Below are 26,483 nucleotides of genomic sequence, written 5' to 3' on the forward strand. Positions count from 1 at the left end.
TTAACATACTTTTTTATAGACTAAAAGGTTGAATAATGCATTTAACTTTCATTTCAACCTTTTAGTCTTATTAATTATATTTTTTTATTTAACTTTAATTACTATAGAGTGCTCCCCAGTTTTGGTTAGTATACTCTTTTATAGTAAGCTGTTCATAATCATAATATGAGGTTTCATTTGAATACCAGTGTCTATCTGCTGATATACTTGCTGTTCCATAATGCCAGCCTGATGTGTAAGTTGTTGTCCCAACTTTAACAGTCGCTTTACATCCCCAAGATTTACCATCACCTTTTGTATTTCTAAATGATGTTTTTGCATCATATATTTTACTATAAACACTTTTTTTAGTTTGTCCACCTTCATATCTTAATGCACCACCCTCAAGGTCTAATGCATGTGCTAGAACTGGTATAGACATACTTAACGCTACTGCTAAAATTGTCAGTTTTACTTTTTTCATTTTTATTCATGCTTCCTAAATTTATTCAGTACTATTAGCCGCTTGCAAAATCTCTAAGCCAATTAGGACTCAGGGACTTTCAAGCTTTATCAAAAAGGATTTCCCCCACCTAATGTCGAATATATATAATAATCACAAAATATAAATTCTCGGAAATATCCTTTATGATTAATTTTTAAAATCAAATTCATCTTTGTCACATTTATCAAGAAGTCGTAGACTGCTTTGAGAAGATAAGCCTAAATTTATCACACTTTTTCAATAACATATAGAAATGAAAATATTAATTCCTCAAGGCTTTTATAATGCCTACTATTCTTCAACTAGTAGACCAAGAGATTATTCTATTTCCTCAATGCTAATAAAACTACTACTTTATAACTATTTTTTCTCTCGTCAGAGAATTTATATATTTATATCAACACTCGAGTAAATAATGACCCCTGGGGTCATAGCAATATCTGGAAAGTTATTGCTATGAAAAACCACTCAATTCACCTCTATTATTTATTGATGCTACAGACAAAACATTATCTAAATCATATCCTGCTGGATATAATGTGAGAAGTGAAGCTTCCTTGAGAAAGAAACTTCACTTCTTATTTTTTCCACATAAACATTGATTTAATCACTATCGCAAGCTGTCGCTTTTAGCATTTTAATTCTATTTTGCTATTATTAACTTGTCAAGTTTTTTTTGATAACCGGATAATAGCTCTAATAATTAACACACTGCTGACTATCATTATAATTATACTAGTAGGTATAGTTTCAATACTAAAATTACTAATTAAATTACATATTGCAAATATTAAAAATATGGCACCTACAATTAACATTACTATTGGAGTTCTATAAAAATTTTTCAATGCTATTGGAACTTTACCCGTTCCAACGAAATGCCCAGGATTGGTTGCGTTTTTTTGCCATTCGCTTATTTCCTCTAACTGTTTTTCTAATGGATTTAGTTCTTTCTTATTATCTTGATTACTCATTAACTTCACCTCCATTAATAGTTAACTATATTAAATAGTTATGAAATAACTAAAATGAAATTCTACTTATTGTAAGTATTTTATAATTCCATCTTAAAATATTATATATTCTTGCCACACATTTTCTTTATATTATTCAACAACAATACATATCCAATTATACCACATTAACCCTTATGGTAATTTTGAATTAGACATGGATAAAATAATCTCTATTAAAAAATAAGAACATTAAGCAAACTCAATTACATAAAATGTAATTGAGTTTTCACCTGGTAACAGCTACCATCTTACTACCCATATCGATGGTTATATTTTAACAGTTTATTTATTTCTCACCAGCATATTTATAATAAATCTGAACAATGTATTTCACAATTAAGTTTATTATTAAATAATCTGATTAACTTAAAAGCTAGTCAATATTAGTATATTGCACATTATACTTGTTTTTTAACTCCACCATTTCTGAATTCATAGTTTTATTAAATACTTGAAGTTTTTTATTATTATAACTTGATTCAATCTGAAATTCCATCTTTTTTCGTTCGTCTTCTATTTTGTTTAACTCAATTGTTCTATTAGGATTTTTTTTCAATTCGTTTGCACTTTTTATCTTTAAATTATATTTATCTTTTATTTCATCCTTTTGTTTTTTTTCTTCATCTTCAACTTTTTTTATGGCATTATCATAAATTCTCTTTCTAAATTCACTTTTAATCATAAAATCTTTGTAATCTTTATAAGCTAGTTTATTCCAATAGTCATCATAAGATACCTTATATGTTTCCATAATATTTTTAATTTCCTCATTTACTTTTTCATCATTTATTTTTTCAATTTGCACTCTTTGGTTTTGAATAAATTCTTTAACTTGACTATCACTAAAAGATATTCCTATTCTTTTAGCCTCTATAATTTGAAGCGCATCATCTACTAAATATTGAAGCATTTCATCTTTACTTAGACTATAGTTTCTTCTCATCAACCCAATTTCAACATCATTTTCCGTAATTTTATATTGACCATTTATTATAGCTAAAGTCCTTGACTTATTATTAGAATCTTTTAGTTCTTTAACCTTAGTCACTTTTTCTTTCATTCCAGTATAATTAAAATTTTTCGCAAATACAGGAGTTGCTAATACTATTATAGAAATAACTGTTCCAAGTAATAGTTTTTTATTTTTTTTCATATACTCACCCCTTATTATAATTTTACATTTAATATATATCTGTTGCAGTACATTTTAAAAACTGACCATTATTTACTGCTACAGCTCGTGTTCTACCAACTGACTTAGAAGTACTAAGTCCATAATCTACTAACTTATTCGGATACCATGCGCCGTCACATTCTGCATACCCCTCCTTAGGAAAGAAAGTTATGTTTTTGAAATTACCACTACTACAACTACCCACTAGTTTCCCACTATCATATAATGCAGAATATTCAGGAAATACCTCAACTGTAAAAGAATAAGGTTTAAGCATAGATCCATATACTACTATTTGAGATACTCTCGCTACGTTACGGTATTCCATCTCATATGACGTAAAAACTTTAGTATTCATTGAAACTGGTATAAATCCAATAGACCCCTGTACCCAAACACCAAAACTTGATTCAGTTTTACTCCTTACCGAAGCAAATGCTGGTATTACACTTGTTGGTAATAATGTAATACTTAAAGCTAACAATAAACTTGAGATTAACTTTTTCATTTTTATTCCTCCTTTTATATATAATATTTAATAACTCACTTGCTTTCACTATAAATGTTGAGATATATGTAAAAATAAATTTGTAAATATCAATAAGCCCTATATTTAAACTTCATTCTACATATGTTTACTTCTAATCTTAAACTATCACATTTCTTGTAAGTAAGACATATATATTCCTTGAATTGCACATTTCTTTCTTTAAGTTGTATTTTTTATGTGTTTATGTCATTCAAGGAATTTTTTATATCATTCAAGGAATCTTCATTGACATTTTTTTATTTATTCTTTAAATTTTACTTAATATATAACAATTTTAATAAGGACGTATAAAAATGAAATCTTCTGAAAAATTCAGTACTATAATATCAAATTTCATAAGTAAGACACTTCCTGATAAGACAGAAGAAGAATTAGAAATCATAGGATATGGACTAGAAGTTCTGTTTATGAATTTCACTAAATTTCCTATTATTTTAGGCTTAGGGTATTTATTAGGAGTGTTTAGTTATAGTGTTTATACTTTAATAATTTTTGGTGTTATACGAAGTTTTGCTTCAGGAATACATGCTAGAAAGAGTTACACCTGTCTTCTTTCTACCCTAATAATTATATTGGGAGCAGTATATTTATCTTTGAATTTTCAGTTCAGTATTATAACAAAATTAATAATCTTTATACTGAGTTTAATTATTTATTTTAAATATGCTCCAGCTGATACTGAGGAAAAACCTTACTTAGATCCTTTGATTAGAAATCAGTTAAAAGTTGAAAGTATATTTACAGCATTTGTTTATTTTTTCATTTCGATTACTGTACAAGATGTATTTTTTTCAAATATATTTATACATGTTTTATGGATAGAAGCACTGCTTATATCCCCTATAATTTACAAATTATTTAAGAGGAGGTTCAATAATTATGAATACTACGAAGAAACTATCTAAATTCATAGCAAATAAAATTAGTAATGTATCAACAAAAGTTGCTCATACATCAACAAGAGCATGTGCATGTCTTATTCTAGAAGAACCAAAAATACCAAAATCATTATTAAAAAAAGCTAAGTAAATATTACTTAGCTAATATGTAAATCTTGAATAAATATACTTTTTTCAATATATGTATTTAATATTACATTAGGATATTTTTCATTCAATATTTCTTTAACATTATAAAGACCTATTCCTCTATTATCGCCTTTTGAGGAATAGCCTTTTTTGTATATATCATTTATATTAATACTTTTAGCACTATAGCTATTTAATATTGTTATATTTAAAGCTTCATTTATTACAAAAGATATACATACAGATTTTTCACTGCTGTTTTTAGCTGCATCATATGCATTATCCAGCAGTATACCTATAATTCTACACAAATCTAATTCATCAATATGATATAACACTATATCATTTAAAATTTCTATAGACACATCTACGTTATCTCTAATCATATGTTCTATTTTAGCTGCAAGTAACCCTTTTAAGCCAGAAGCTTTAACTTTTTTCAGCTTAAGAATATCATAATACTTGTTTTCCTTTAGTATTTCTTTTGAAAAATATTTTTTTAATCTGTCATAATCATTATTTTGTAAATACCCATTCATCATAAAAATTACACTATTGTAATCATGTTTAAATTTGCTTATATCGTCCACTAAGCTTTCAGTTATATCTGAATAAAGTTTTAATCTATCATATTCTTTTTCTTTAATTTTTAGTTTTTCAATGTTCTTATTTGATATGTAGTTTGTATATAAAAAAGTTAAAGCAATAATCAAATAAAAGCCTGATAAAATAAAAATTATAACAAATATTTTATTATTAAAATATTCATTAAAATATTTATAAGTTAAAGAATAATTGAATAACAATATAACTGTTATACTAATCATAAATATACTTTTTATAGTTGAATTATTAGGATTAATGTGTTTTTTATTTTTAAACATTCTAACGAAAATACCTTTCACCTTTATTATTAAAATCTCAGTTAAACATATTGAAACATTTAAAGTAAATAGAGTACTAATATTATTTAAATCATTTAAATTAATTTTTAATAAATCAGTAAAAATAATCCCATTCAACAACTCTGAAACTATCATTATAAATAGTGTAAAAAAGCAGTTTTGAACTAATAAAATTAAATTTTCATCAATTATTTTCTTTATAATTATCATTAAAACAATAAAAGTTAATACTATTTTAAAATTATTTAATATAGGTAATTTACCTAAGTAATTATAAAGTATAGATAAAATAAATATTGTTATAAAATTTTCTTTGTTTACATTAAACCTATAATTATTTAGTCTACATGTAATATATAAGCTAGTATAAAAATTTAAAAATAAGAAAAATATATTCAGCATGTCCAAAAATCACTCACCACTTTCAAGCCACTTCTAGAAAGTGGGCATTGAGCACCATTTTCTAATTCCACATAAAGATTATTAGGACTTTTATTTATGTTCCTTATATAATTTTTATTTACTATAGTGGTTTTATGCACTTGAATAAAATTATCATCTAAAGAATTCTTCAGTTCTTTTAATGTACTGTAAAATTCTATTCTAGTATTACATGTACAGAGCATAATTTTTTTGCTGTTTTTTATGGTTTCAAAATAAATTATATTTTTAATAGGTATATTAAAAATTTGAACACCAGATTTAACCTGCAGTTTCTTTTCTTTATTTTCTTGTGTATTTTTACATACTATAGTTGTTGCAATAGAAAGGCTTTCTTTCAGCTGTTTACTGAGATTATAAGTTTTATCTATAAATTCTAAAACCCGAAGCTTATATTGAAAAACTTTAAAGCTCATTTCTATATGACTAGTAACAAAAATCATTTCACCGCCATAATTATCTAATTTTCTAATTTCTCTGCCTAATACCAAGCCATTTTTTTCTTCATTTAAGTCAATATCTAGTATATATATTTTTTTTCAATAGGATTATTTTTAACATATGTAATAATATCCTTTGAATTATTAAAAGTTTGTACACTAAAATCGTTAAAATCAATTTCATCATAAAATTCATTTACTATGTTTTTTATAAGTTCTACTGTTCTTGAACAATCATCACAAATAAGTATGTTCATCATAAAATCCCCTCCTTAGTAAAAATGTATAATTATACATTTTTTCAATTCAAATACCAGTAATATCCTTACATATATGGATTAATAATACGATATCTGTTAAGGTAGAAACCTAACTTTATTTTCGCTATTAGTAAATGAGGTTTCCTAATTGTAACAGAGAATGCAGGCAAAGCTCCCCCCTTTACCCTATACATCTACTTTTCCCGTAAGTATCTCCATATTATCTTTATTAGTATCTAAAGCAATTGTATCCTTAGTACTTGTACACCCTGTGGCTAATGAGATTATTGTTATTAGCAAAAGTACTGATATTAGCACTTTAACTCCTAATAAATGCGGAGCGTGTCTAAAAAGCTTTGTTAGACACCTAAACACAAAAAACAAACGGACAGGTTATGAAGCCTGTCCATTTTATAGTGAACTAGTATATTTATATATCACATTATACACTCCATTATCATTGTTGCTTTCTGCAACAAATTTAGCGTGTTTCTTTACATCTTCAGGAGCATTTTCCATAGCATAACTATAATGAGCTGCTTTAAACATAGTCAAGTCATTATAATAATCTCCAAAAACCATTGTATTCTTTCGACTTACATTAAATTTTTCTTGAAGTATTTTTATAGCATTTCCTTTACTTATACCTTTATTCATTATGTCTATCCAACAATCACCAGATACAACATATTCAAGATTATCATTAAGATTATTAGTTAAGTACTCCAATATAGCTGGCTTTACACCTTCTGATACATAATAAGTTATCTTATAAACAGGCTTCTTTATTTCACTGAAAGATTTTAATATAGTTGCTGGCATTCCAAACTTATTAAATTGATTTATCATATTTTCAGAAGGATTTACTATATAGGTGTCATAAGCTCCGGACACAAGTATTTCTTGTCCAAATTCAGGTTTTAAACTTAATACTTCTTTAATATCTTCCTCTGAAATATGATTTGAATATAAGGTTTTACCCATATTGTTGTATTTCACAAAAGCACCGTTATGAGAAATAAATATCATATCTTTAGTTATTTTTTTAAAATTTTTACTAAGCTGAGAATAAGATCTTCCGCTAGCTGCTGCAAATTTTATACCCTTTTCCTCTAAGGTGTGTATTAAACTAAATACTTTCTCACTTATTTTTCCTTCATTGTTTACTAGAGTACCATCCATATCAGTTGCAATAAGCTCTATCATTAGTTCCATCTCCTTAAAACACGTACTATAACCATAGTACCATATATTCTCATATTAATGTACAAATCATAAAAATTCATTATCCTTCTACGAATTAACAATGCATTTCACTTTCTGCCTTATCCCAAGTCACTACATATGCTTGTCCTTTTGAATTAAAAAGGATTCTTGTTCTTACTTAAAAATTCCTTTTTTAATCCTAATCAGTCCTTCTTCTAGCAAAGATTTAGGACAAGCATAATTAATTCTTATAAAACCTCTGCCCTCAGGACCAAACATTGAACCTCCGTCTAATACAACTTTTGCTTCTTTTATTTTTCTCTCTAGTGCTTCATAGTCACTTTCAACTTCTCTTAAATCCAACCATGCAAGATAAGTCCCTTCTGGTTTTGTGTATCTAACATTTGGCATATTATCTCTTACAAACTCTCCAATAAAATCTGCATTATCATTTAAGTATATAAGTAACTGTTCTAGCCATTCTTCACCTTCTGGTGAATATACCGCTGGAACTGCTGCTATACCAAATACATTGGGAAATGGAGGCATGGTAAATGATTTAATATATTCTTTATTAACTTTCTGTTTCATTTCTCTATTTGGAATGATAATGTTAGATGTTTGCAGTGCTGCCAGATTAAACGTCTTACTTGGTGCTGTACAAATAACAGAATTATTTTCAAATTCTTTTCCTAACGCTCCATAAGTAGTATGCTTATTTCCTGGTAATATAAGGTCACTATGAATTTCATCAGATACTACAATTACATTGTATTTGTTGCATATTCCACCCAGTTTTCTCAGTTCTTCTTTTTTCCATACTCTCCCTACTGGATTGTGAGGACTGCATAAAATCATCATTTTTGTATTTGGGTCCTTTGCTTTTTCTTCAAGATCCTCATAATTCATAACATATTTATCCTCTTTTATAACCAAAGGATTATTCACTGTTTTTCTTCCATTGTTCTCTATAGCTTTTTTAAATGGATAATATACAGGCTGCTGAATTATTATTTTATCTCCTGGATTTGTTAATGCTCTTATTATGAAATTTAATGCAGGAACAACTCCTGGAGAATTAATAACCCATTGTGGTTTAATCTTCCAATGATACCTTTTTGTATACCAGTAATTTAAAGCTGAATAATAATCTTCAAGAGGCTTGCTATAACCAAATACTCCATGTTCTGCTCTCTCTTTAATAGCATCAATCACTGATTGTGGACATCTAAAATCCATGTCTGCAACCCACATTGGCAGTAAGTCTTCACCTTTCACACCCATATATTTTTCAATTAATTTAGGCTCCCATTTCAACGCATTTGTTCCTCTTCTATCAATTACTTCATCAAAATTATATTTCATTTTTATAATTCAACTCCCTTCCTAGTTATCACTAAATAATATGTAAAAAACATAAGCCTCAAACTTAAACTTTCCATTTAGTAACATATGAAAATCGACAGGTTACTTTCCCCTGTCGATTTAACTTACTATACTTTCAAATCTCTCTTTCTATAAAATATATATGTGGCACTAGATAACACCCCAATTATTATAATTGACAATACCACAAAAGTTGTTTCAAACTTTCCATTTAACATCAAATTCTTAGCTTCAAAATATTTAAATGGAGTAAAGTATTTCAAATTTTCAAGCTTGCTGTTCATATCAACAGCTATGGATAAAATATATGTACCAAGCAGTACTGCCATAGAAACAGAAGCAGATTTCTTTGGATTTTTACTTATGGATGCTGTTGCCGTACCGATAGACATGAATATAAGTTGTAAAATAAACATTGCCATCATTAAAAGAACTATATCCTTGTTAATAGATTCACCCTTATTATACGAGCCTACAATAATAATCGAAGACACTAGAGTAGTCATATTGAATATAAAAATATTTGCAATTACCGCCAATACTTTTGATATGATAATCTTTTTTCTTCCAGCTGGTTTTACAAATAAAAATTCTGCTGTTTTATCTCTCTCTTCCTTTGAAATAATTGTAGCCCCTAACATTGCAGCGTGAATGGTTGCCATTAACACAAAATATAGAAAAAACACCCCATAATATCCCCGTACCTCTGTTAAATTGAAAAAGCCTACACCAAACATAGTTTTAAAAACCTGAGGCATGGCTGCCATCATCTTTTCCACAGATTCTCCAGTTTTTGAGAATGCTGCATATTTCATCATTCCCATTGCAATAATAAGAATTACATTGATACACCATATTATAAGCGATTTTAAATGAGCTCTCATTTCTCTCATAAATATATTCATATAGTTACCCTCCTTAGTGGCAAACTCAACTTCTATAAATCCATCAACCTACTACTATTAAAAAGCATTAATATCTTTTTTAGAGTACACCAGGTAACTTGCAGTAATAGTTGCAGCTATAAATACTATACTAATGATAATAAACGGAGCTTCATATGCACCATTTTCCAGAATATAAGTTATGTCAAAATATCTAAATGGAGTTATATACCTTATTGCCTCGTCTCCAATTGCTGATCCAAATAAATTTATTATATAAAATCCAAAAACAATACCAAGTGAAACAGACAATACAGAGTTTATTTTTTTCGTAATAACAGAAATTAAAATGCCTAAAGAGATAAATATTAGCTGTACAAAAAACATTGTCATATTGATCATAAACAATAATTTTATGCTGTATGGTTCTGACTTAACAGCTTCCATAGTAATAATAGAGGCTGCAAAATAAATCAGGTTAGTGATAACCACACAGGTTAATGCAGCCAAAAGCTTAGATGTGATAATCTGTTGACGTGTTACAGGTTTTGCCAATAGAAAGTCTGCTGTTTTCTCACGTACTTCTACGGATACAATAGAAGTTCCTAAAATCATAGCTTGAATTGCTCCACAAAGCATTACATATGCAAAAATAAATCCGTAGAATCCAAGCAATGAAGAAAGATCCAGTGATGAAAAACCAAATGCTTTCTGCACCTCTTCTGGAAAGTTCTCAAATATTTTTTGCATTAAAGCAGCATCCTGAGAAAAAGAAGAAAACATTGACATAAACAATACAACAATTCCTATCAATGAACATGCCCATATAATAGTTGATTTTCTATAAATCTTCAATTCATGTAGATACATATTCATATGCTGTTACTCCTCTCTCTTGTAGTAATGCATAAATATTTCCTCCAAAGAAGGCTCTTCAATCCAGAGATTTACTATTTTTATACCATGAAGTTTATCAATCATATGATTGATATTACCTTTAAATAAAAAGCTAACTATGTTGTTTTTAATAGTCAGGTCATTAACACCACTAATATTAAAGTAATCCTTATCCACATGAGCTGCTGTTTCCACTTTGAATTTTTTATAACTGTTTTCATTTAATGTGCTGATGTTTTCAACTTTAATTATTCTGCCCTCTTTAATAATAGCTACACGGTGACAAAGCTTCTGAACCTCATTTAAAATGTGTGATGAGAACAGAACAGCAGCACCCTTTTTATTCTCCTCTAGTATTAAGTCAAAGAACTTTTGCTGCATAAGGGGGTCCAAGCCACTTGTAGGCTCATCCAAAATAATAAGCTTAGGTTCATGCAGTAATCCCTGAACAATACCAACCTTTTTCTTGTTTCCAAAGGATAAATCATTAATCTTCTTTGAAAGGTCAAGCTCCATAATTTTCGATAGCTCTTTCATCCTTTTGCTGCAGTCTTTTTTATAAAAGCTGGCAGAATACTTTAGAAGATCAATTACCTTCATATTATCGTAATAAAATACCTCAGAAGGTAAATATCCTATCGCCTTCTTAATTTCATCACCATACTCCACACAATCTTTTCCAAAGATTTTTGCACTACCACTTGTAGGATAAATTAAGGACAGCAGTGTCCTAATTGTGGTTGACTTTCCTGCCCCATTAGGACCAATAAATCCAAAAATTTCTCCTTCTTCTACATTAAAGCTAACATCAATTATTCCTCTAGACTTGCCATAATACTTAGTCAAATTATTGATTTCAATAACATTCATCTTATGACCTCCTATTATTATTACTCATGGTCGACTCCAACCACTTGTAAATTTTTTTCCTTCGTTAGCTAGCCTTTGTTTCTAAGCTTTCTCACATCTTCCTCTGTTAAATTCCTCCACTTTCCTATAGGTAACCCTTCCAGTTTAATATTATCAATTCTGATACGCTTCAATTTTACAACCTTATACTCAAAATGAGCACACATCCTGCGAATTTGACGATTTAATCCCTGAGATAAGATAATTTTAAAGGTTCTGTCGCTTATTTTAACCACTTTACAACTATTTGTCATTGTATAATTATTTTTAACAGGATTATAAATTTTTACTCCTTTGGACATCCCTTTTATAAAGGAAGGAGTGATTGCCTTGTTTACAGTCACAATATATTCCTTTTCATGATTATTTTCCTGTCTCAAAACTTCATTTACTATACTTCCGTCATTGGTAAGAAGAATTAAACCTTCTGAATCTTTATCCAACCTACCAATTGGGAAAATTCGTTCAGGATGATTTACAAAATCAATGATATTTCCTTTAATATGTCTCTCCGTTGTACAAGTAATACCTGCTGGCTTATTTAAAGCAATATACACATCATTCTTCTTTTTTTCTAAAAGCTTACCATTTACTTCAACCTTATCCTCTGGTCCTACTCTCACTCCTAATGTTGCAATTTCACCGTTAACTTTTACTTTTTTCTGTTCAATTAATTCATCAGCCTTTCTTCTGGAACAAAGACCAGTTGAACTAATAAAATTATTCAGTCTCATATATTTCTCCTTATAAGCATCACTATTATTTTTTAATAAGATACGCCTAAAGTGTTCTTACTATTTTATACCACTACGATATCATATTGAATTTTACTAATCAATAAAAATAACTTTCTTATTTTTTAGCAATCAGTGTCATTGACATATACTTGTAGGATATAATAAAAAAATCCAACAGAACTATAAAAAATAATAGATTCTGTTAGAATTTTTACTTATGTCTTAAAACCCTAAATACAATCCCATAATAATTACCAAAACCCCTAAAACAATTTTAAGAATTCTTCCTGCTGCCATAGTCTTATTAGACATACTGAGCTGCTGAACCAATCCTATAGAAAAGAATAGGGAATACTTAAAGGCTGTCTTTTTATCCTTTGCTCCTGTTTCTCCTACATACCCAATAACTAATGGAAGAGTGGACAATATGCCGCTCACCCTTATCTATAAAAGTTCTTCCATTTTATTTAGTAACTTTTCTAAAAGCTTAACATGATTTGATTTTATACTATTGTATATCTGTAATGCAGTTTCTTCATCATATACATGGGAAGTTTTATTTCTATCTATCATCATATTTATCCAAGCATCTCCATCCTCAATAAGCTCATATTTAAAAGCTTCTTTTATAGTACTTCTTGGACTCTTTGCTTCCTCTATACCTTCATATTCAAGATAAAGCTTCATTAGTTTCCAGCTCTGTTCAAAAGTAAACTCAAATCTCTGAATTACACCATCAATAATAATGTCATTTTCTAATTGTATCTCAGTACTTTCTTTCAACCTCTTAAAAGCCTTTCTAAAATCATTAAACCTTTCATCTAACCTATCCCTTAACATATATCTCAACACCATCCTTTTCTATATTACACTTCAGTGCCTCTTTAGATATGTTCTCAAAATAAACCACATCAAAATCAAGAGGAGTATTAAGCTGTCTAAGCTCATCCTCCATAAGATTTATATCCATACAATTCATTTCTCTACCATATATGCAGATATCTATATCCGAAGTCTTTTTATAATTCCCTCTAGCTCTAGATCCAAAAATCACCGCTCTATCTATTTTAGAATATCTTAATATAATACTCCTAATTTTCTCAAGCAATTCTGAGGTAATACCTATTTTTTCATAAAGCTCCATGAAGCTCACTCCCCACATATCTTTGATTAGCTATTTTTTTATGTAATTTATCAACTTTTAATCTAGATTTTAATATCACTCATTTCTATTATTTACTACTGACTATATTTTAACATAAAAACTAATGGAAGAAAGTTTTAGATACTCCTGCACCTTTGTTTTTTCACGGTTAGGTATTCTCTTATCTTCAGCACTGTTCATACATCCAATTAAATTCAGTGAAAAAGTTATAGATAACAGCAATTTTAAAAACATCCAAAGTTTATTCTTTTGTTTTTTATCAATTTTTCCCTCCAATTTTCTAAATCATTAAGGTTTCTTTATTAAGCCATAAAACTTGTCCTGTATACCCCCTTTTTTCCTCTTCAAGTATTTTTAGCAACAGAAAACAGAATTCACTAACGTTCATTCCATTTTCTGTAGGGTACCTGTCAACTTTCAAAAATTAGTAATACAGTGAATAATTTTTGTTGATTAATTTAATTAAATCCTCATTTAATGCAACAAATCCAACAGAATTCTAAACTATTCTGCTGGATTTATCTTTACATTTTCCTTAATAAATTTCGCCACTTATTTCAGGTCTTTCGACTTTTTTCGGGTGGTACCGCGTCCTTGCGAAGGAACAATGTGACTGAGCTTACTTCCAAATTGCGGAAGAACCGATTTTTATTATTACCACTTCAGTCATTTTTTATTTACCAAAACATATTCTTTAATTGCTAAAACACTAATTATAATTAATGCATATATAATGTTTTTACCCATACAAAATAAAATATAGGTACAAAATAAGGTAGCAATTATTGCTAAAATACGTTTGAATGATTTAAACAACTTTGCTCCTGACAACATTGCTGATATATATATCAATACAAAAATACCATTAGCATAAAACACTAAAACTGATAAATCTATTTTACACACTATTTTAACAAAAGTTGTAACCGCAACTGCTGCAAAAGTTAATAACAATGCACAAATTGGAATACCTCTTTCATTAGTAGTCGATAATTTTTTATTTATGTTTAAAGAATATATTAATCTCGAACTACTAACTAAGTATAAATTAACCGCAGAAAAACAAGTTAAAAAACCTATAATAGCCATTAAGTATTTCCCATAGCTACTAAATAAAATTTTTGATAAAATAACCAATGAATTATTATTTATCTCTTCATTTCCAAACGCACCAAATCTAAGAATCACATATCCAATTAATATGTATACTATACCAACTATTAGAACACTTAAAATTATAACTTTAGAAAAATCCCTTTTTACATCTTTAAATTCTGCTGCTAAATGTGCCACTGCTTCAATACCAACAAAACACCAAAAGGCTATCGAAATTGAATTTCCTAATTTCTCTATTCCAGCATATTGAAATACAAATGGTTTACACATAACGTCATATCGAAAAATTCTATACATCCCACTAATAATAACCAAACTAAAAATAATCATAGAGATTATTGCTATTCCCGTTTGAGTTTTACTTGATATCTCGATGCCAAACGTATTGATAATAAACATAATAATTAATGTAATGAAGCATATAGCACCTATTCCAAGATAATTACAATCAAATATTGCCCCTAAGTATGTTGCACCAGTTATAATGACAACGGGAGGACCAATAGGAATAACCGATAAGTACATTAAAGCAATAATTTTACCCGCTTTAGAACCAAATGCCTTCTCTACAAAATAGGCAGTTCCACTAGCATTAGGATATATCGATCCAAGTTCTCCAAATATATATGCAACTGGAATCATAAATACCATTATTATAATCCAAGCAAGTACAGATGTTTCATGTGATACAGTTGCTATAATCGCTGGAATTATAAATATCCCTGAACCTAATAGAGTGGATGTTAATACTCCTATTCCTTGAACGGTTGTAAGTGATTTATTTAATTGCTTCATTCAATTCCTCCAGTACTGAGTCCCTATTTATAAAATCTCTACACTGACAAAGTCCGTGTACACAAAGTGCATTCTTATATGGCTTATCCTCATTCCAAATAGTTATAAGCGATCTATTTCTTATATTTCCATATGTTCTTTGACTCATGTTAAAACAATCATAAACATCACCTTCTGAATTAACATTCAAATTAGTTCCTATTCTATGGCAATCACCGGCTAATTCTCCGATAATTACTCCTTTGTTATTCTCTCTTTTTACCACTTTCACTTTCCAATCTAGGCCAAGCTTTTTATCAAATTCATTTATTTTCTGTACTTCACATATAATTTTATCATAATCAACTAAAAATTCGTTAAAATCTTGATTTTTAGCACTTCCTTCATATAGAACAGTATCAATCAATGGGAATATATTATTTTTTCTGCAATATTTCCATATATCATATATCTCATCAATATTATATGGGAAAATAGATGTTTCTAATGCTAACATTGTTTGTCCTTTTTCATCTACTTTTGTATATCCTATATCAATTAAATTTTCTAGACCTCTAATAGCCATTCCCCTCCCCACTTACTAATTTTGTATATATGAGTTTTACTTAATATCATTTCTGACAAATTGATAAAACTACGTTAGATCATTAATATCGCTTTATTTCAACTATTTAGGTTTTACATCTAACCTTAAACTATCACATTTCTTGTAAGTAAGACATATATATTCCTTGAATTGCACGTTTCTTTCTTTAAGTTGCATTTTTTATATGTTTATGTCATTTAAGGAATTTTTTGTACCATTCAAGGAATTTTTATTGACATTTTCCTATTTGTTCTTTAAATTTTACTTAATATATAATACTTTTAATAAGGATGTATAAAAATGAAATCTTCAGAAAAATTCAGTACTACAATATCAAATTTCATAAGTAAGACACTTCCTGATAAGACAGAAGAAGAATTAGAAATCATAATATATGGAATAGAAGTTTTGTTTATGAATTTTACTAAATTTCCTATTATTTTAGGTTTAGGGTATTTGTTAGGGGTGTTTAGGTATAGTGTTTATACCTTAATAATTTTTGGTGTTATACGAAGTTTTGCTTCAGGAATACATGCTAGAAAGAGTTATACCTGTCTTCTTTCTACGCTGATAATTATATTTGGAGCAGTATATTTGTCTTTGAATTTTGAGTTCAGTATTATAACAAAGTTAATAATTTTTATGCTGAGTTTAATTATTTATTTTAAATATGCTCCAGCTGATACTGAGGAGAGACCTTACTTAGATACTTTAATTAGAAATCAGTTAAAAGTTAAAAGTATATTTACAGCAGTTATTTATTTTTTCATTTCTATTGCTGTGCAAGATATATTTTTTTCAAATATATTTATACATGTTTTATGGATAGAAGCATTGCTTATATCACCTATAATTTATAAATTATTTAACAGGAGGTTTAATAATCATGAATACTACGAAGAAGCTCTCTAAATTTATGGCAAATAAAATTAGTAATGTATCAACAAAAGTTGCTCATACATCAACAAAAAAATGTTTAGCTTTTTTTCTTGAAGAACCTAAAATGCCGAAACCATTATTAAAAAAAGCTAAGTAAAGTAAGCGTCAAATATAACCCACCTTGTTAACTAATAAAACTCATGGGAAAATATCTATAATTAAGATGCAGAGGGGATTTTATCCTGGGAAAATCAGATGTGAGACCATTATGGGTAAAAAGAGTTGCGGAATATAAATTAAGTGGCTTGAGCGGATCTCAGAATTAGATGTCAGGAATACAAAATCTAGTAATGAAAATGTAAAAAATACTATGATTATAAAAATAGGTCCAGCATCTATTGAAATTAAGCCAGGTTTTGATGAAAATTTACTAGAAAATATAATGAAAGTAATGACTAAAATATGTTAAACACCAATATAGATAAGGTATATAGCCTGCGGAAGCACTGATTTAAATAAATCAATTGATGGCTTGGCAATAATTGTAATAGAAGCTTTTAATTTAGATCCTTTTTCAAATTGTATATTTGTTTTCTGCAATAAAAATAGTGATAAACTCAAAATTCTCCAATGGGAGCATAATGGATTTTGGATTCATTATAGAAGATTAGAACGTGGAAATTTCCAATGGCCACAAGATAATAATTCTACTGTAACTGTTACACAGCGGCAGCTACGCTGGTTACTGGATGGATTATCTATAAATCAAAACAGAGCTCATAGGGACGTTAAAGAAAGAATAATAATATAACCTACAATTTTTATTGTTGGGTTATCTTTTTTTGTACGTCTTATTAAAAATAAAGAGATTGATAAAACACTCACTTACGAAACTAGTTGATGAACTCTTATTTTCTTGGAGTAAATGGCTAGGTAGTTAATAAAAATCTACACCCAAATAATTCCATTTTGACTTAGTTTTAAAACTTGTTTATAAAAAATCGTTATAATACAATTGTCAATGGAAATATTTCTTAGAAATTAAACACTAGTGATGGATAATATAAATAATAACTCAATGAATACATCAGATTATAACTTAATATTAAATGAATTAAAAACACTGGAAACTAAATTTGCTGAATCAGAAACTGAAAGAAAAAAACAGGAGAATGTTATTGAAGAATTATCAGTAAAATTAAAATGGTTTGAAGAACGATTTGGATTGAGCCAGCAAAAGAAATTTGGTGCTTCCAGTTATTATAATGTATCAATATAAGACTACTAGGGAAGCTAAATATCCTAAAGAATTTTTATCAGAGTTTAAATGATATTTACAGGTAGATAGATATAACGGATACAATTCTATAAATAATGTTATCCTTGTAGGATGTTGGGCTCATGCTAGAAGAAAATTTGATGAAGCTATTAAAGCGTTGCCATCTTCACAAAAATCGTCACCTGTTTTAGCTAGAGAAGGCTTGAAATTCTGCAACTCACTTTTGAAATTGAAAAAGAGTTAAGTAAACTTTCCTTTGAAGACCGTTATAAAATACGACTTGAACGCCTCCAACCTATATTGGAGGCGTTTTTCCTATGGCTTAAAACACCAAAACCTAGAGTACTACCTAAAAGTGCTTTTGGACAGGCAATACACTACTGCCTAAATCAGTGGGAAAAGCTTACCACTTTTATGAAAGATGGACTTTCTCACTAAGTTCAGCTATCCCTTCACTAAGTTCTCAATGCCTATTTCTTTACTATCTTCACCCCAGCCTCAACATGTGTATAGACAATCTGTTAATACCAATATTCAAATTAATTATTAATAAACATATGTTAACCATTCTTTATCAATAACTATCTCATCCTTAACTATACCATAATACATATTCTGTATTTCACTTGTAATTTTAAAACTTCCATTACCTATACTAATTCTATCTATACTTTTTAGTGGTGTGATCTCTGCTGCTGTCCCAACAATAAATACCTCATCAGCAATATATAATAGCTCCCTAGGAATACTCTGCTCAATGATATAATACCCTTTAACTTTACAAATTTTAATTACCGTATCTCTAGTAATTCCAAAAAGTGCAGATGAAGCTATAGTCGGAGTATACACTATATTATCTTTAATTACAAATATATTTTCTCCACTTCCTTCGCTTAATTCCCCTTGTGTATTTAAAGCTAATCCCTCCTCATATCCATTCATCATAGCTTCCATTCTTATTAACTGAGAAGATAAATAATTTCCACCAGCCTTTGCTAAAGCAGGTATAGTGTTTGGAGCCATTCTAGCCCAACTTGAGATCTTTGCATCAATTCCATTTTTAATAGCTGATTCCCCTAAAAAAGATTTCCATTCCCACGCTGCAATAGTTACATTAACAGGACAATTAGTAGGATCTACCCCTAAAACATTATACCCTCTATAAACTATAGGTCTAATATATGCTTCCTCTAAATTATTTTCTCTTACTGTATCTATTATTGACTGCTTTATCTCCTCTTTTGTAAATGGAATTTGTGTATAATATATTTTACAAGAGTCAAACAGCCTATTAACATGTTCGTCAAGCCTAAAAATAGCTGTTCCCTTTTTAGTTTTATAGGCTCTAATACCTTCAAAGAAACTACTACCATAATGAATCACATGAGATAAAACATGAATTTTAGCCTCATCATGATCTATTAAACTTCCATCCATCCATATTTTTTTTGTATTAATCATCTACTGTCCTCCGCCTATTTTATTTAATATCTTTATACCATGTAATGTTGTCCCAAATGTAAATAACATTACAGGTGCTCCAATACAATGAACTGCCTTTAACCCATTGAATACTCTCGCTGATTCAGTTGTTATACATAACTCCCCAATTTCCTCTTTGCATCGTTGAGCTGCAAATGCATTAGAGTTTGAATAAACCACCTCTATGTTTTCTAAATTATCTACTAAAATAGAAGGTGACGGATGTGAAAAAATCTTATATTTATCCTTATCCTGATATTCATTAGTTGCAATAATCATATTATCTAACTTCATATAAATATGATCCATGAAAAAATAGCTATCTGTATTAGAAAAATAAAGTTCAAATAACTTATTATAAACAGCACAAAGTGTAAATACAGGCAATATTCTACTATGACTGATTTCTTTAGCCTTTTCTATAGCTTCTTCTGGTGAACTACATAAAATAATTTCTGCTTTATTACTTAACTCTTTATCTACAATCCACTTTTCTGCTGCTTGAGAAATATTAGTCCCCTCTGGTCCTAATGCAAAGACATATATCTTTTGAATATAATCATCTCTTAATATACTATTAATTTCCTTCTCATCATAGCATATATCAATAAAAGGATTAACATTACTCAAACAGTTTTTTAAACTATTCACTATACATATCCTCCTTTGTCCACCCTGCCGGATAAGTATATTTACCTAGTTTATTTATTTTTTTACCATACCCTATTAACATTTTTCTAAAATCTCTTAATTCTTGTTCCGTCTTTAAATTAAAATGCATCTTAAAATAATCACTTTGTGTTTCGTGAATATCAAGTAAATCCTCATTCCAATATTTTTCTGGATATGCCTTTTTCAAATAATAATATGCAGGTGAACCTGGATTAATCTCAATTATATTAGATATAATCTCCTGTGGTTCTCTGCCTAAATATTGTAACGATAATTCCCTTATGTAACACGCTTGTTGATATGTCTGGTCAAGTGTTTCTACTGTTTCACCAGGTAATCCTAAAACATAACTAGCTATCGTATCTATTCCATTTTGGAAAAGAAGCTTTGCTGCCTTAATATTATCATCTGGTGTTGCATTTTTATTTATTTTTTCTAATATTTCTGAACTTCCTGATTCAAATCCAATTGCTACCTCATCAATATTTAACATTTTAAGATATTTAATTACATTATCATTAATTCTATTTGCTCTTGCAAATATTTTTAATTTTATATTTGAGTTCTTTAATTTATTTTGATATAAATTTGCTACCTCTTCTAACCACTGTTCATCTTGTAGAAAATCATCACCAATTTCAAATATATACTTAATAGTTGGAATTGTCACTATATACTCTAACTCTCTTATATAAACCTCAGGACTTTTGAATCTAACTCCAGAATCTGCTCTACCACAGAAAAAACAATATTGTGAGTTTTGTCTATTGCTACAGCCCTTATGACTATAAGCTCTGAAGCTACTAAGCTTTTCTATTCTCTCTAAACTACTATTTCTAATTGGATCCCTATAATATTGCTCTAATAACTTTGGCTCTATATAATCTACAATATTTTCATCTATAGGGAAATTTCTTTTTGTTGTATACTTAACACTGTTTGTCTCTTTATCATAATAGGCTAAGTTAGGTATACTTTCTTTATGCTTCTCTTGTATTAATCCAACAAAAGCTTCCTCTCCATCTCCAACAATTACATAATCCACCAACTCGTTTCTGTTCATTATTATTTGTTCTCTAAGTTGAGTAGCATGATGGCCACCTAATACTGTTGTTATATTATATTGCTTAGCTACTTCTAACATCTTCAAGGTATTCCTATATGATGCCATCATAGTTTGTACACATAATAAATCATATTCCTTCAACATACCTAATATTTCTTCCATGCTGTAATATTCACCATCTATTATGTCAATTCTAACATCTAAATTCATGTATTTTATTGCATAATTATATAGATATAATAATCCTAAAGGCAATGAATCGTTAACTCCTTCTGTATGATAATTCTCATCCATTGGTGAATATACTAATAATACTTTTTTTTTCATAATCTCATCCCTACTACTTTCTTGGTATTAACTAAATGGTTTAAATTTTAGTTTTAATGTTTTATCTAAAAATTCAAAATAATCTACTGCTTTTTTATAGCTATCGTGTCTAGAAAAAACAAATCCTGGATATCCATTAAAAAATGCTCCTTTTGGATACGGATAATAATCTTTTCCAATACAATCCATAAGAATAACTTCATAAGTATCCTCATATTTTGTTACTTCATCAAGGCCCTCTATTGACTCTAAATTTCCACCTTCACCAATTTGTATAATATAATTACATGCAAAGCTCATTTGATTTACATTTAATTCCTTATCAATTATTTCTCCTAAAGATAATTTTAAACATAACTCAATAAAATTAATTCCTGTTGTTTCCTTAACAATAAAATGAGAAACTCCTGAGCCACCTATTCTTGCACCTATTTCGAGTATGTATGAATCTCCACTTGCATTAACTCTTAATTCAACATGAGCTGGTCCATTTTTTATATTTGCTGCAAGAACAGCCTTTCTAACATTCTCTTTCATTTTATTAATTATATTACTTTCTAATTGAGCTGGGGCTAAATATATACTTTCCTCAAAGTATGGTCCTATAGGATATCCTTTATATCCTATAGATAATATAAAAACCTCACCATTTACTGTGAAAGTTTCAACTGCATACTCTTTTCCATCTATATATTCTTCAATTATAATCTTTCCATCAACAATTTGATTGCTCCTATTTAAACTATCAATATTTTTTTCATTAAATTCTCTAACAGTTTTTACAGCCTTAACAAGACTCTGATAATCATCAACTCTTATTACGCCCATACTCCCCATACCACTACTTGGTTTTACTACTAAGGGGAAACTTACCTTTTCTAAGGTATTTTCATCAATATCTTTTTCAGTGTTTATTGCTAAATATTGTGACGTTTTTACACCATTTAAAATAAATTGCTCTTTCAATAAAGATTTATTTCTTGTAGTCTTAATTGCTTTCTTTGATACAAAATTAAGATTCAAAGTTTTACATAGCTCTGAAACAAAACAAAGTGCTTGTTCAGCAAAACATAGTATTCCATCAAATTTATACTCTTCATTTAACTTTATTAATTGTTCTAACGCCTCTTTAGGATTATTTAAATAATCAACATAAAAAACATTACACTCCTTATTCTTTTGAATATTATTTTGATTATTTATACAAAACACTTCAACATTAAGAGCTAAAACTTCATTTAATGTATAATTTAATTTGCTATTATGATCAAATAATATTACTCTTTTCTTCATATATATCCCTCCATATTTTAAAATTTATATATTACTTCAGCATCTCTTTTTTTATATAAAAAACATCTCCATAAAATGAAATCTATTATTAATTAAAAATACACACTTCTTTTACCTACTATGATGCCTCATTTGTTGATTTTTCTTTCTGTTCAGATTGTATTACTAAAATCTTTCTCTTATCTATTTTTATATTTATTAGCATAACTCCAATAATCACAAAGAATGTTCCCCAAAAGATATTGCTATTAAGACTTTCTCTTAGAAATATAACTCCAATATATATAGCAATAATAGGAGATACAAATAAGTGTGCAGTTGCTTTAGATACATGCCATTTTTTCAATATATGCATATTAATACAAAAACCACAAATTGATGCAATAATTGATAAATAAATCAAAGAAATCAAATTACTCCCTGAAAAAGTTCGTGTACCTTTCTCAAATACCAAACTAGAAATTAACAAAAAACTTCCCCCAAAACCCATTGATAAACTAGTAAAAGTCATGAATGGCAAATACTTTATTTTCGATTTTACTATAACAGTTGTAAATGCTGATCCTATCATCGCGACTAAAACTATAAGCATAGCTACTATTTCCATTAATGACCCTTTCATCATCAACTTATCACCAAAGACTATTGCAATCCCAATAGTACATAAAATCGTACCAACCTTTTGTGTATTTTTTGTAGGTGTTCTGTTTATTAAAATTGCAAAAATTAAAACAAATACAGAAATACTTGATGATAATACAGAAATTAATCCACTTGGTAGGTATACAGATGCCCAATAAACTGAACCAAATGGAAATGCAAAATACATAAGTCCATATAAAAATGAAATCACTAAAACTTTCTTATTAATCTTAAACTTTTTCGAAATAAGTAATCCTAAAATTATTAATGTACTAGCTATAATAAACCTCATACCTGCTGCCCAAAATGGGAGGCTATTCTGCAAACCTATTTTTTGAAAAGCCCAAGTAGTCCCTCCAATCAAACATTGAAGTAAAAATAAAATATACAAAATATTCTTTTTCATACAATTCTCCTTTAATAATAATGATAGTATTAAAAATCATTGCACGATTATAAAAAATCATCATTTATTTTCATCATTTCTTACACTTTTCGCAATAACTAAATTTGATTTTCAATTATGAGTAATTTTAAAAATCAAATTCATAATACCTATTTTTTTCTCTCGTCAGAGAATTTATATATTGATATCAACACTCGAGTATTAATATCAATTATATCTGTAGTATAAAGTTTGAATATCAATAAACCCTATATTTAAACTTCGCTCTACATATATTTGCATCTAACCTTAAACTATCACATTTCTTGTAAGTAAGATATATATATTCCTTGAATTGCATATTTCTTTCTTTAAGTTGTATTTTTTATATGTTTATGTCATTTAAGGAATTTTTTGTACCATTCAAGGAATTTTTATTGACATTTTCCTATTTGTTCTTTAAATTTTACTTAATATATAATACTTTTAATAAGGATGTATAAAAATGAAATATTCAGAAAAATTCAGCACTACAATATCAAAGTTTATAAGTAAGACACTTCCTAATAAGACAGAAGAAGAATTAGAAATCATACGATATGGACTAGAAGTTCTATTTATGAATTTCACTAAATTTCCTATTATTTTAGGTTTAGGGTATTTATTAGGAATGTTTAGATATAGTGTTTATACCTTAATAATTTTTGGTGTTATACGAAGTTTTGCTTCAGGAATACATGCTAGAAAGAGTTACACCTGTCTTCTTTCTACGCTGATAATTATATTTGGAGCAGTATATTTATCTTTGAATTTTCAGTTTAGTATTATAACAAAGCTAATAATCTTTATACTGAGTTTAATTATTTATTTTAAATATGCTCCAGCGGATACTGAGGAAAAACCTTACTTGGATCCTTTAATTAGAAATCAGTTAAAAATCAAGAGTTTATTTACAGTAGTTATCTATTTTTTCATTTCCATTTCTGTACAAAATATATTTTTTTCAAATATATTTATACATATTTTATGGATAGAAGCACTACTTATATCACCTATAATTTATAAATTATTTAACAGGAGGTTTAATAATTATGAATACTACGAAAAAACTATCTAAATTTATAGCAAATAGCATTAGTAATATATCAACAAAAGTTGCTTATACATCAACAAAAAAATGTGCATTTCTCGTTTTAGAAGAACCCAAAATGCCAAAATCATTATTAAAAAAAGCTAAGTAAATATTACTTAGCTAATATGTAGATCTTGAATAAATATACTTTCCTCAATATATGTGTTTAGGATTACATTAGGATATTTTTCATTCAAGATTTCCTTAACATTATGAAGACCTATTCCTCTATTATCGCCTTTTGAGGAATAGCCTTTTTTGTATATGTCATTTATATTAATACTTTTACCACTATAACTATTTAATATTGTTATATTCAAAGCTTCATCTCTTACAAAAGATATACATACGGATTTTTCACTGCTGTTTTTAGCTGCATCATATGCATTATCCAGCAGTATACCTATAATTCTACACAGATCTAATTCATCAATATGATATAACACTATATCATTTAAAATTTCTATAGACACATCTATGTTATCTCTAATCATCTGATCTATTTTAGCTGCAAGTAACCCTTTTAAGCCAGAAGCTTTAACTTTTTTTAGCTTAAAAATACTATGATACTTGTTTTCCTTTAATATTTCTTTCGAAAAATATTTTTTTAATCCGTCATAATCATTATTTTGTAAATACCCATTCATCATGAAAATTACATTATTGTAATCATGTTTAAATTTGCTTATATCCTCCACTAAGCTTTCAGTTATATCTGAATAAAGTTTTAATTTATTATATTCTTCTTCTTTTATTTCTAATTTTTCAATGTTCTTATTTGATATATAATTTGTATATAAAAAAGTTAAAGCAATAATCAAATAAAAACCTGATAAAATCAAGATTACAACAAATATTTTATTATCAAAATAATCATTAAAATATTTATACATCAAAGAATAATTGAATAACAATATAACTGTTATGCTAATTATAAATATACTTTTTATAATTGAATTGTTAGGATTGATCTGTTTTTTATTTTTTAACATGGTAATAAAAATATCTTTCACATTTATTATTAAAATCGCAGTTAAACATATTGAAATATTAAAAATAAATAGATTACTAATATTATTTAAAGTATTTACATTAATTTTTAATAAATTAGTAAAAATAATCCCATTCAACAGCTCTGAAACTATCATTATAAGTACTGTAAAAAAGCAGTTTTGAACTAATAAAATTAAATTTTCATGAATTATTTCCTTTGTAATTATCATTATAACAATAAAAGTTAATACTATTTTAAAATTATTCAATATAGTTAATTTAACTAAGTAATTATAAAGTATAGATAAAGTAAGTATTGTTGTAAAATTTTCTTTGTTTACATTAAACCTATAA

Annotated in this window: 34 protein-coding genes and 1 pseudogene; 9 read left to right on the plus strand and 26 right to left on the minus strand. The window is 27.9% G+C overall.

What is annotated here, in order from left to right:
• Positions 1-94: 94 nt before the first annotated feature.
• From OIO11_RS08750 to OIO11_RS08765, 4 genes are all read right to left on the minus strand, one after another.
• On the minus strand, positions 95-463 hold the full coding sequence (locus OIO11_RS08750; RefSeq protein ID WP_268071069.1) for a hypothetical protein: 369 nt from the start codon (positions 461-463) through the stop codon (positions 95-97).
• 686 nt (positions 464-1,149) lie between these two features.
• Positions 1,150-1,458 (minus strand): hypothetical protein, encoded by a 309-nt coding sequence (locus OIO11_RS08755; RefSeq protein WP_268071070.1) that lies wholly within the window; start codon positions 1,456-1,458, stop codon positions 1,150-1,152.
• Positions 1,459-1,873: 415 nt separating this feature from the next.
• Complete coding sequence (locus OIO11_RS08760; protein ID WP_268071071.1) at positions 1,874-2,653, minus strand: hypothetical protein; 780 nt, start codon at positions 2,651-2,653, stop codon at positions 1,874-1,876.
• Between the two features lie 28 nt (positions 2,654-2,681).
• Positions 2,682-3,182 carry a hypothetical protein gene (locus tag OIO11_RS08765; protein ID WP_268071072.1) on the minus strand — a complete coding sequence of 167 codons (501 nt, stop codon included), beginning with the start codon at positions 3,180-3,182 and terminating at the stop codon, positions 2,682-2,684.
• Positions 3,183-3,517: 335 nt separating this feature from the next.
• Between OIO11_RS08765 and OIO11_RS08770 the strand changes: the two genes are divergently transcribed.
• Positions 3,518-4,129, plus strand: coding sequence for an accessory gene regulator B family protein (locus OIO11_RS08770; RefSeq protein WP_268071073.1), 612 nt, complete (start codon positions 3,518-3,520; stop codon positions 4,127-4,129).
• Positions 4,104-4,253, plus strand: coding sequence for a cyclic lactone autoinducer peptide (locus tag OIO11_RS08775; RefSeq protein ID WP_268071074.1), 150 nt, complete (start codon positions 4,104-4,106; stop codon positions 4,251-4,253). Before OIO11_RS08770 ends, OIO11_RS08775 begins: the two co-directional genes overlap by 26 nt.
• A 7-nt stretch (positions 4,254-4,260) precedes the next feature.
• Here OIO11_RS08775 and OIO11_RS08780 read toward each other — a convergent pair whose 3' ends face one another.
• The 16 genes from OIO11_RS08780 to OIO11_RS08855 form a co-directional block, all read right to left on the minus strand.
• Positions 4,261-5,367 (minus strand): sensor histidine kinase, encoded by a 1,107-nt coding sequence (locus OIO11_RS08780; protein WP_268071075.1) that lies wholly within the window; start codon positions 5,365-5,367, stop codon positions 4,261-4,263.
• Positions 5,368-5,552: 185 nt separating this feature from the next.
• Positions 5,553-6,089 (minus strand): LytR/AlgR family response regulator transcription factor, encoded by a 537-nt coding sequence (locus OIO11_RS08785; protein WP_268071076.1) that lies wholly within the window; start codon positions 6,087-6,089, stop codon positions 5,553-5,555.
• 29 nt (positions 6,090-6,118) lie between these two features.
• Positions 6,119-6,298 (minus strand): hypothetical protein, encoded by a 180-nt coding sequence (locus OIO11_RS08790; RefSeq protein ID WP_268071077.1) that lies wholly within the window; start codon positions 6,296-6,298, stop codon positions 6,119-6,121.
• Positions 6,299-6,484: 186 nt separating this feature from the next.
• Positions 6,485-6,616 carry a hypothetical protein gene (locus OIO11_RS08795; RefSeq protein WP_268071078.1) on the minus strand — a complete coding sequence of 44 codons (132 nt, stop codon included), beginning with the start codon at positions 6,614-6,616 and terminating at the stop codon, positions 6,485-6,487.
• 93 nt (positions 6,617-6,709) lie between these two features.
• Entirely contained in the window at positions 6,710-7,504 is a 795-nt protein-coding gene (locus OIO11_RS08800) for an HAD family hydrolase (protein WP_268071079.1), read from the minus strand.
• A 174-nt stretch (positions 7,505-7,678) separates the two neighbouring features.
• Entirely contained in the window at positions 7,679-8,869 is a 1,191-nt protein-coding gene (locus OIO11_RS08805; protein ID WP_268071080.1) for a MalY/PatB family protein, read from the minus strand.
• Positions 8,870-8,997: 128 nt separating this feature from the next.
• Entirely contained in the window at positions 8,998-9,795 is a 798-nt protein-coding gene (locus OIO11_RS08810; protein WP_268071081.1) for an ABC transporter permease subunit, read from the minus strand.
• A gap of 57 nt (positions 9,796-9,852) precedes the next feature.
• A complete protein-coding gene (locus tag OIO11_RS08815; RefSeq protein WP_268071082.1) occupies positions 9,853-10,650 on the minus strand; it encodes an ABC transporter permease subunit in 798 nt (265 codons plus the stop codon).
• Positions 10,651-10,656: 6 nt separating this feature from the next.
• Complete coding sequence (locus OIO11_RS08820; RefSeq protein ID WP_268071083.1) at positions 10,657-11,541, minus strand: ABC transporter ATP-binding protein; 885 nt, start codon at positions 11,539-11,541, stop codon at positions 10,657-10,659.
• 68 nt (positions 11,542-11,609) lie between these two features.
• Positions 11,610-12,314, minus strand: a complete 705-nt coding sequence (locus tag OIO11_RS08825) for a pseudouridine synthase (RefSeq protein ID WP_268071084.1) — start codon at positions 12,312-12,314, stop codon at positions 11,610-11,612.
• A 225-nt stretch (positions 12,315-12,539) separates the two neighbouring features.
• On the minus strand, positions 12,540-12,755 hold the full coding sequence (locus OIO11_RS08830; protein WP_268071085.1) for a hypothetical protein: 216 nt from the start codon (positions 12,753-12,755) through the stop codon (positions 12,540-12,542).
• 6 nt (positions 12,756-12,761) lie between these two features.
• Positions 12,762-13,157 (minus strand): nucleotidyltransferase substrate binding protein, encoded by a 396-nt coding sequence (locus OIO11_RS08835; RefSeq protein ID WP_268071086.1) that lies wholly within the window; start codon positions 13,155-13,157, stop codon positions 12,762-12,764.
• Positions 13,144-13,461: a nucleotidyltransferase family protein gene (locus OIO11_RS08840; protein WP_268071087.1), complete on the minus strand. Its 318-nt coding sequence runs from the start codon at positions 13,459-13,461 to the stop codon at positions 13,144-13,146. The genes OIO11_RS08835 and OIO11_RS08840 overlap by 14 nt, the downstream gene beginning before the upstream one ends.
• A 102-nt stretch (positions 13,462-13,563) precedes the next feature.
• A complete protein-coding gene (locus tag OIO11_RS08845; protein ID WP_268071088.1) occupies positions 13,564-13,758 on the minus strand; it encodes a hypothetical protein in 195 nt (64 codons plus the stop codon).
• Positions 13,759-14,148: 390 nt separating this feature from the next.
• Positions 14,149-15,393, minus strand: coding sequence for an L-methionine/branched-chain amino acid transporter (gene yjeH / locus OIO11_RS08850; protein ID WP_268071089.1), 1,245 nt, complete (start codon positions 15,391-15,393; stop codon positions 14,149-14,151).
• On the minus strand, positions 15,377-15,958 hold the full coding sequence (locus OIO11_RS08855) for an SPASM domain-containing protein (RefSeq protein WP_268071090.1): 582 nt from the start codon (positions 15,956-15,958) through the stop codon (positions 15,377-15,379). The genes yjeH and OIO11_RS08855 overlap by 17 nt, the downstream gene beginning before the upstream one ends.
• 321 nt (positions 15,959-16,279) lie before the next feature.
• On the opposite strand from OIO11_RS08855, the gene OIO11_RS08860 reads away from it, so the two are divergent.
• From OIO11_RS08860 to OIO11_RS17230, 5 genes and pseudogenes are all read left to right on the plus strand, one after another.
• Positions 16,280-16,891, plus strand: a complete 612-nt coding sequence (locus tag OIO11_RS08860) for an accessory gene regulator B family protein (RefSeq protein ID WP_268071091.1) — start codon at positions 16,280-16,282, stop codon at positions 16,889-16,891.
• A complete protein-coding gene (locus tag OIO11_RS08865) occupies positions 16,866-17,015 on the plus strand; it encodes a cyclic lactone autoinducer peptide (RefSeq protein ID WP_268071092.1) in 150 nt (49 codons plus the stop codon). Before OIO11_RS08860 ends, OIO11_RS08865 begins: the two co-directional genes overlap by 26 nt.
• 333 nt (positions 17,016-17,348) lie before the next feature.
• Positions 17,349-17,669 carry an IS66 family insertion sequence element accessory protein TnpB gene (gene tnpB, locus OIO11_RS08870; protein WP_268071111.1) on the plus strand — a complete coding sequence of 107 codons (321 nt, stop codon included), beginning with the start codon at positions 17,349-17,351 and terminating at the stop codon, positions 17,667-17,669.
• A gap of 243 nt (positions 17,670-17,912) precedes the next feature.
• Entirely contained in the window at positions 17,913-18,137 is a 225-nt protein-coding gene (locus tag OIO11_RS08875; RefSeq protein WP_268071093.1) for a hypothetical protein, read from the plus strand.
• A 64-nt stretch (positions 18,138-18,201) separates the two neighbouring features.
• Positions 18,202-18,575: pseudogene (locus OIO11_RS17230) on the plus strand (IS66 family transposase); the annotation flags it as partial.
• A 108-nt stretch (positions 18,576-18,683) separates the two neighbouring features.
• Here OIO11_RS17230 and OIO11_RS08890 read toward each other — a convergent pair.
• From OIO11_RS08890 to OIO11_RS08910, 5 genes are all read right to left on the minus strand, one after another.
• Complete coding sequence (locus OIO11_RS08890; protein ID WP_268071094.1) at positions 18,684-19,598, minus strand: branched-chain amino acid transaminase; 915 nt, start codon at positions 19,596-19,598, stop codon at positions 18,684-18,686.
• Positions 19,599-20,270, minus strand: a complete 672-nt coding sequence (locus OIO11_RS08895; RefSeq protein WP_268071095.1) for a prephenate dehydratase domain-containing protein — start codon at positions 20,268-20,270, stop codon at positions 19,599-19,601. It abuts the gene before it with no gap.
• Positions 20,263-21,684 (minus strand): B12-binding domain-containing radical SAM protein, encoded by a 1,422-nt coding sequence (locus tag OIO11_RS08900; RefSeq protein ID WP_268071096.1) that lies wholly within the window; start codon positions 21,682-21,684, stop codon positions 20,263-20,265. The genes OIO11_RS08895 and OIO11_RS08900 overlap by 8 nt, the downstream gene beginning before the upstream one ends.
• 27 nt (positions 21,685-21,711) lie before the next feature.
• On the minus strand, positions 21,712-22,977 hold the full coding sequence (locus OIO11_RS08905) for an ATP-grasp domain-containing protein (RefSeq protein ID WP_268071097.1): 1,266 nt from the start codon (positions 22,975-22,977) through the stop codon (positions 21,712-21,714).
• A 118-nt stretch (positions 22,978-23,095) separates the two neighbouring features.
• Positions 23,096-24,025, minus strand: a complete 930-nt coding sequence (locus OIO11_RS08910) for a DMT family transporter (protein WP_268071098.1) — start codon at positions 24,023-24,025, stop codon at positions 23,096-23,098.
• Positions 24,026-24,509: 484 nt separating this feature from the next.
• Between OIO11_RS08910 and OIO11_RS08915 the strand changes: the two genes are divergently transcribed.
• Entirely contained in the window at positions 24,510-25,121 is a 612-nt protein-coding gene (locus OIO11_RS08915; protein ID WP_268071099.1) for an accessory gene regulator B family protein, read from the plus strand.
• Positions 25,096-25,245 carry a cyclic lactone autoinducer peptide gene (locus tag OIO11_RS08920; protein WP_268071100.1) on the plus strand — a complete coding sequence of 50 codons (150 nt, stop codon included), beginning with the start codon at positions 25,096-25,098 and terminating at the stop codon, positions 25,243-25,245. The genes OIO11_RS08915 and OIO11_RS08920 overlap by 26 nt, the downstream gene beginning before the upstream one ends.
• Positions 25,246-25,252: 7 nt before the next feature.
• Here the strand turns inward: OIO11_RS08920 and OIO11_RS08925 are convergent, their stop codons facing one another.
• Entirely contained in the window at positions 25,253-26,359 is a 1,107-nt protein-coding gene (locus OIO11_RS08925) for a sensor histidine kinase (protein WP_268071101.1), read from the minus strand.
• Positions 26,360-26,483 lie beyond the last annotated feature (124 nt).

The sequence above is a fragment of the Clostridium sp. ZS2-4 genome, assembly GCF_026719745.1.
Lineage (GTDB): Bacteria > Bacillota > Clostridia > Clostridiales > Clostridiaceae > Clostridium_H.

Bases quoted from the DNA above. Each gene is read 5' to 3' on its own strand.
- OIO11_RS08765 (WP_268071072.1), bottom strand. From the start codon at position 3,182: ATGAAAAAGTTAATCTCAAGTTTATTGTTAGCTTTAAGTATTACATTA.
- OIO11_RS08755 (WP_268071070.1), bottom strand. From the start codon at position 1,458: ATGAGTAATCAAGATAATAAGAAAGAACTAAATCCATTAGAAAAACAG.
- OIO11_RS08825 (WP_268071084.1), bottom strand. From the start codon at position 12,314: ATGAGACTGAATAATTTTATTAGTTCAACTGGTCTTTGTTCCAGAAGA.
- OIO11_RS08775 (WP_268071074.1), top strand. From the start codon at position 4,104: ATGAATACTACGAAGAAACTATCTAAATTCATAGCAAATAAAATTAGT.
- OIO11_RS08905 (WP_268071097.1), bottom strand. From the start codon at position 22,977: ATGAAGAAAAGAGTAATATTATTTGATCATAATAGCAAATTAAATTAT.
- OIO11_RS08760 (WP_268071071.1), bottom strand. From the start codon at position 2,653: ATGAAAAAAAATAAAAAACTATTACTTGGAACAGTTATTTCTATAATA.
- OIO11_RS08920 (WP_268071100.1), top strand. From the start codon at position 25,096: ATGAATACTACGAAAAAACTATCTAAATTTATAGCAAATAGCATTAGT.
- OIO11_RS08790 (WP_268071077.1), bottom strand. From the start codon at position 6,298: ATGATGAACATACTTATTTGTGATGATTGTTCAAGAACAGTAGAACTT.
- OIO11_RS08855 (WP_268071090.1), bottom strand. From the start codon at position 15,958: ATGGCTATTAGAGGTCTAGAAAATTTAATTGATATAGGATATACAAAA.
- OIO11_RS08925 (WP_268071101.1), bottom strand. From the start codon at position 26,359: ATGATAATTACAAAGGAAATAATTCATGAAAATTTAATTTTATTAGTT.
- OIO11_RS08800 (WP_268071079.1), bottom strand. From the start codon at position 7,504: ATGATAGAGCTTATTGCAACTGATATGGATGGTACTCTAGTAAACAAT.
- OIO11_RS08805 (WP_268071080.1), bottom strand. From the start codon at position 8,869: ATGAAATATAATTTTGATGAAGTAATTGATAGAAGAGGAACAAATGCG.
- OIO11_RS08835 (WP_268071086.1), bottom strand. From the start codon at position 13,157: ATGTTAAGGGATAGGTTAGATGAAAGGTTTAATGATTTTAGAAAGGCT.
- OIO11_RS08865 (WP_268071092.1), top strand. From the start codon at position 16,866: ATGAATACTACGAAGAAGCTCTCTAAATTTATGGCAAATAAAATTAGT.
- yjeH (WP_268071089.1), bottom strand. From the start codon at position 15,393: ATGAAGCAATTAAATAAATCACTTACAACCGTTCAAGGAATAGGAGTA.
- OIO11_RS08750 (WP_268071069.1), bottom strand. From the start codon at position 463: ATGAAAAAAGTAAAACTGACAATTTTAGCAGTAGCGTTAAGTATGTCT.
- OIO11_RS08820 (WP_268071083.1), bottom strand. From the start codon at position 11,541: ATGAATGTTATTGAAATCAATAATTTGACTAAGTATTATGGCAAGTCT.
- OIO11_RS08810 (WP_268071081.1), bottom strand. From the start codon at position 9,795: ATGAATATATTTATGAGAGAAATGAGAGCTCATTTAAAATCGCTTATA.
- OIO11_RS08875 (WP_268071093.1), top strand. From the start codon at position 17,913: ATGGATAATATAAATAATAACTCAATGAATACATCAGATTATAACTTA.
- OIO11_RS08860 (WP_268071091.1), top strand. From the start codon at position 16,280: ATGAAATCTTCAGAAAAATTCAGTACTACAATATCAAATTTCATAAGT.
- OIO11_RS08815 (WP_268071082.1), bottom strand. From the start codon at position 10,650: ATGAATATGTATCTACATGAATTGAAGATTTATAGAAAATCAACTATT.
- OIO11_RS08770 (WP_268071073.1), top strand. From the start codon at position 3,518: ATGAAATCTTCTGAAAAATTCAGTACTATAATATCAAATTTCATAAGT.
- OIO11_RS08910 (WP_268071098.1), bottom strand. From the start codon at position 24,025: ATGAAAAAGAATATTTTGTATATTTTATTTTTACTTCAATGTTTGATT.
- OIO11_RS08900 (WP_268071096.1), bottom strand. From the start codon at position 21,684: ATGAAAAAAAAAGTATTATTAGTATATTCACCAATGGATGAGAATTAT.
- OIO11_RS08780 (WP_268071075.1), bottom strand. From the start codon at position 5,367: ATGATAATTATAAAGAAAATAATTGATGAAAATTTAATTTTATTAGTT.
- OIO11_RS08915 (WP_268071099.1), top strand. From the start codon at position 24,510: ATGAAATATTCAGAAAAATTCAGCACTACAATATCAAAGTTTATAAGT.
- OIO11_RS08840 (WP_268071087.1), bottom strand. From the start codon at position 13,461: ATGGAGCTTTATGAAAAAATAGGTATTACCTCAGAATTGCTTGAGAAA.
- OIO11_RS08890 (WP_268071094.1), bottom strand. From the start codon at position 19,598: ATGATTAATACAAAAAAAATATGGATGGATGGAAGTTTAATAGATCAT.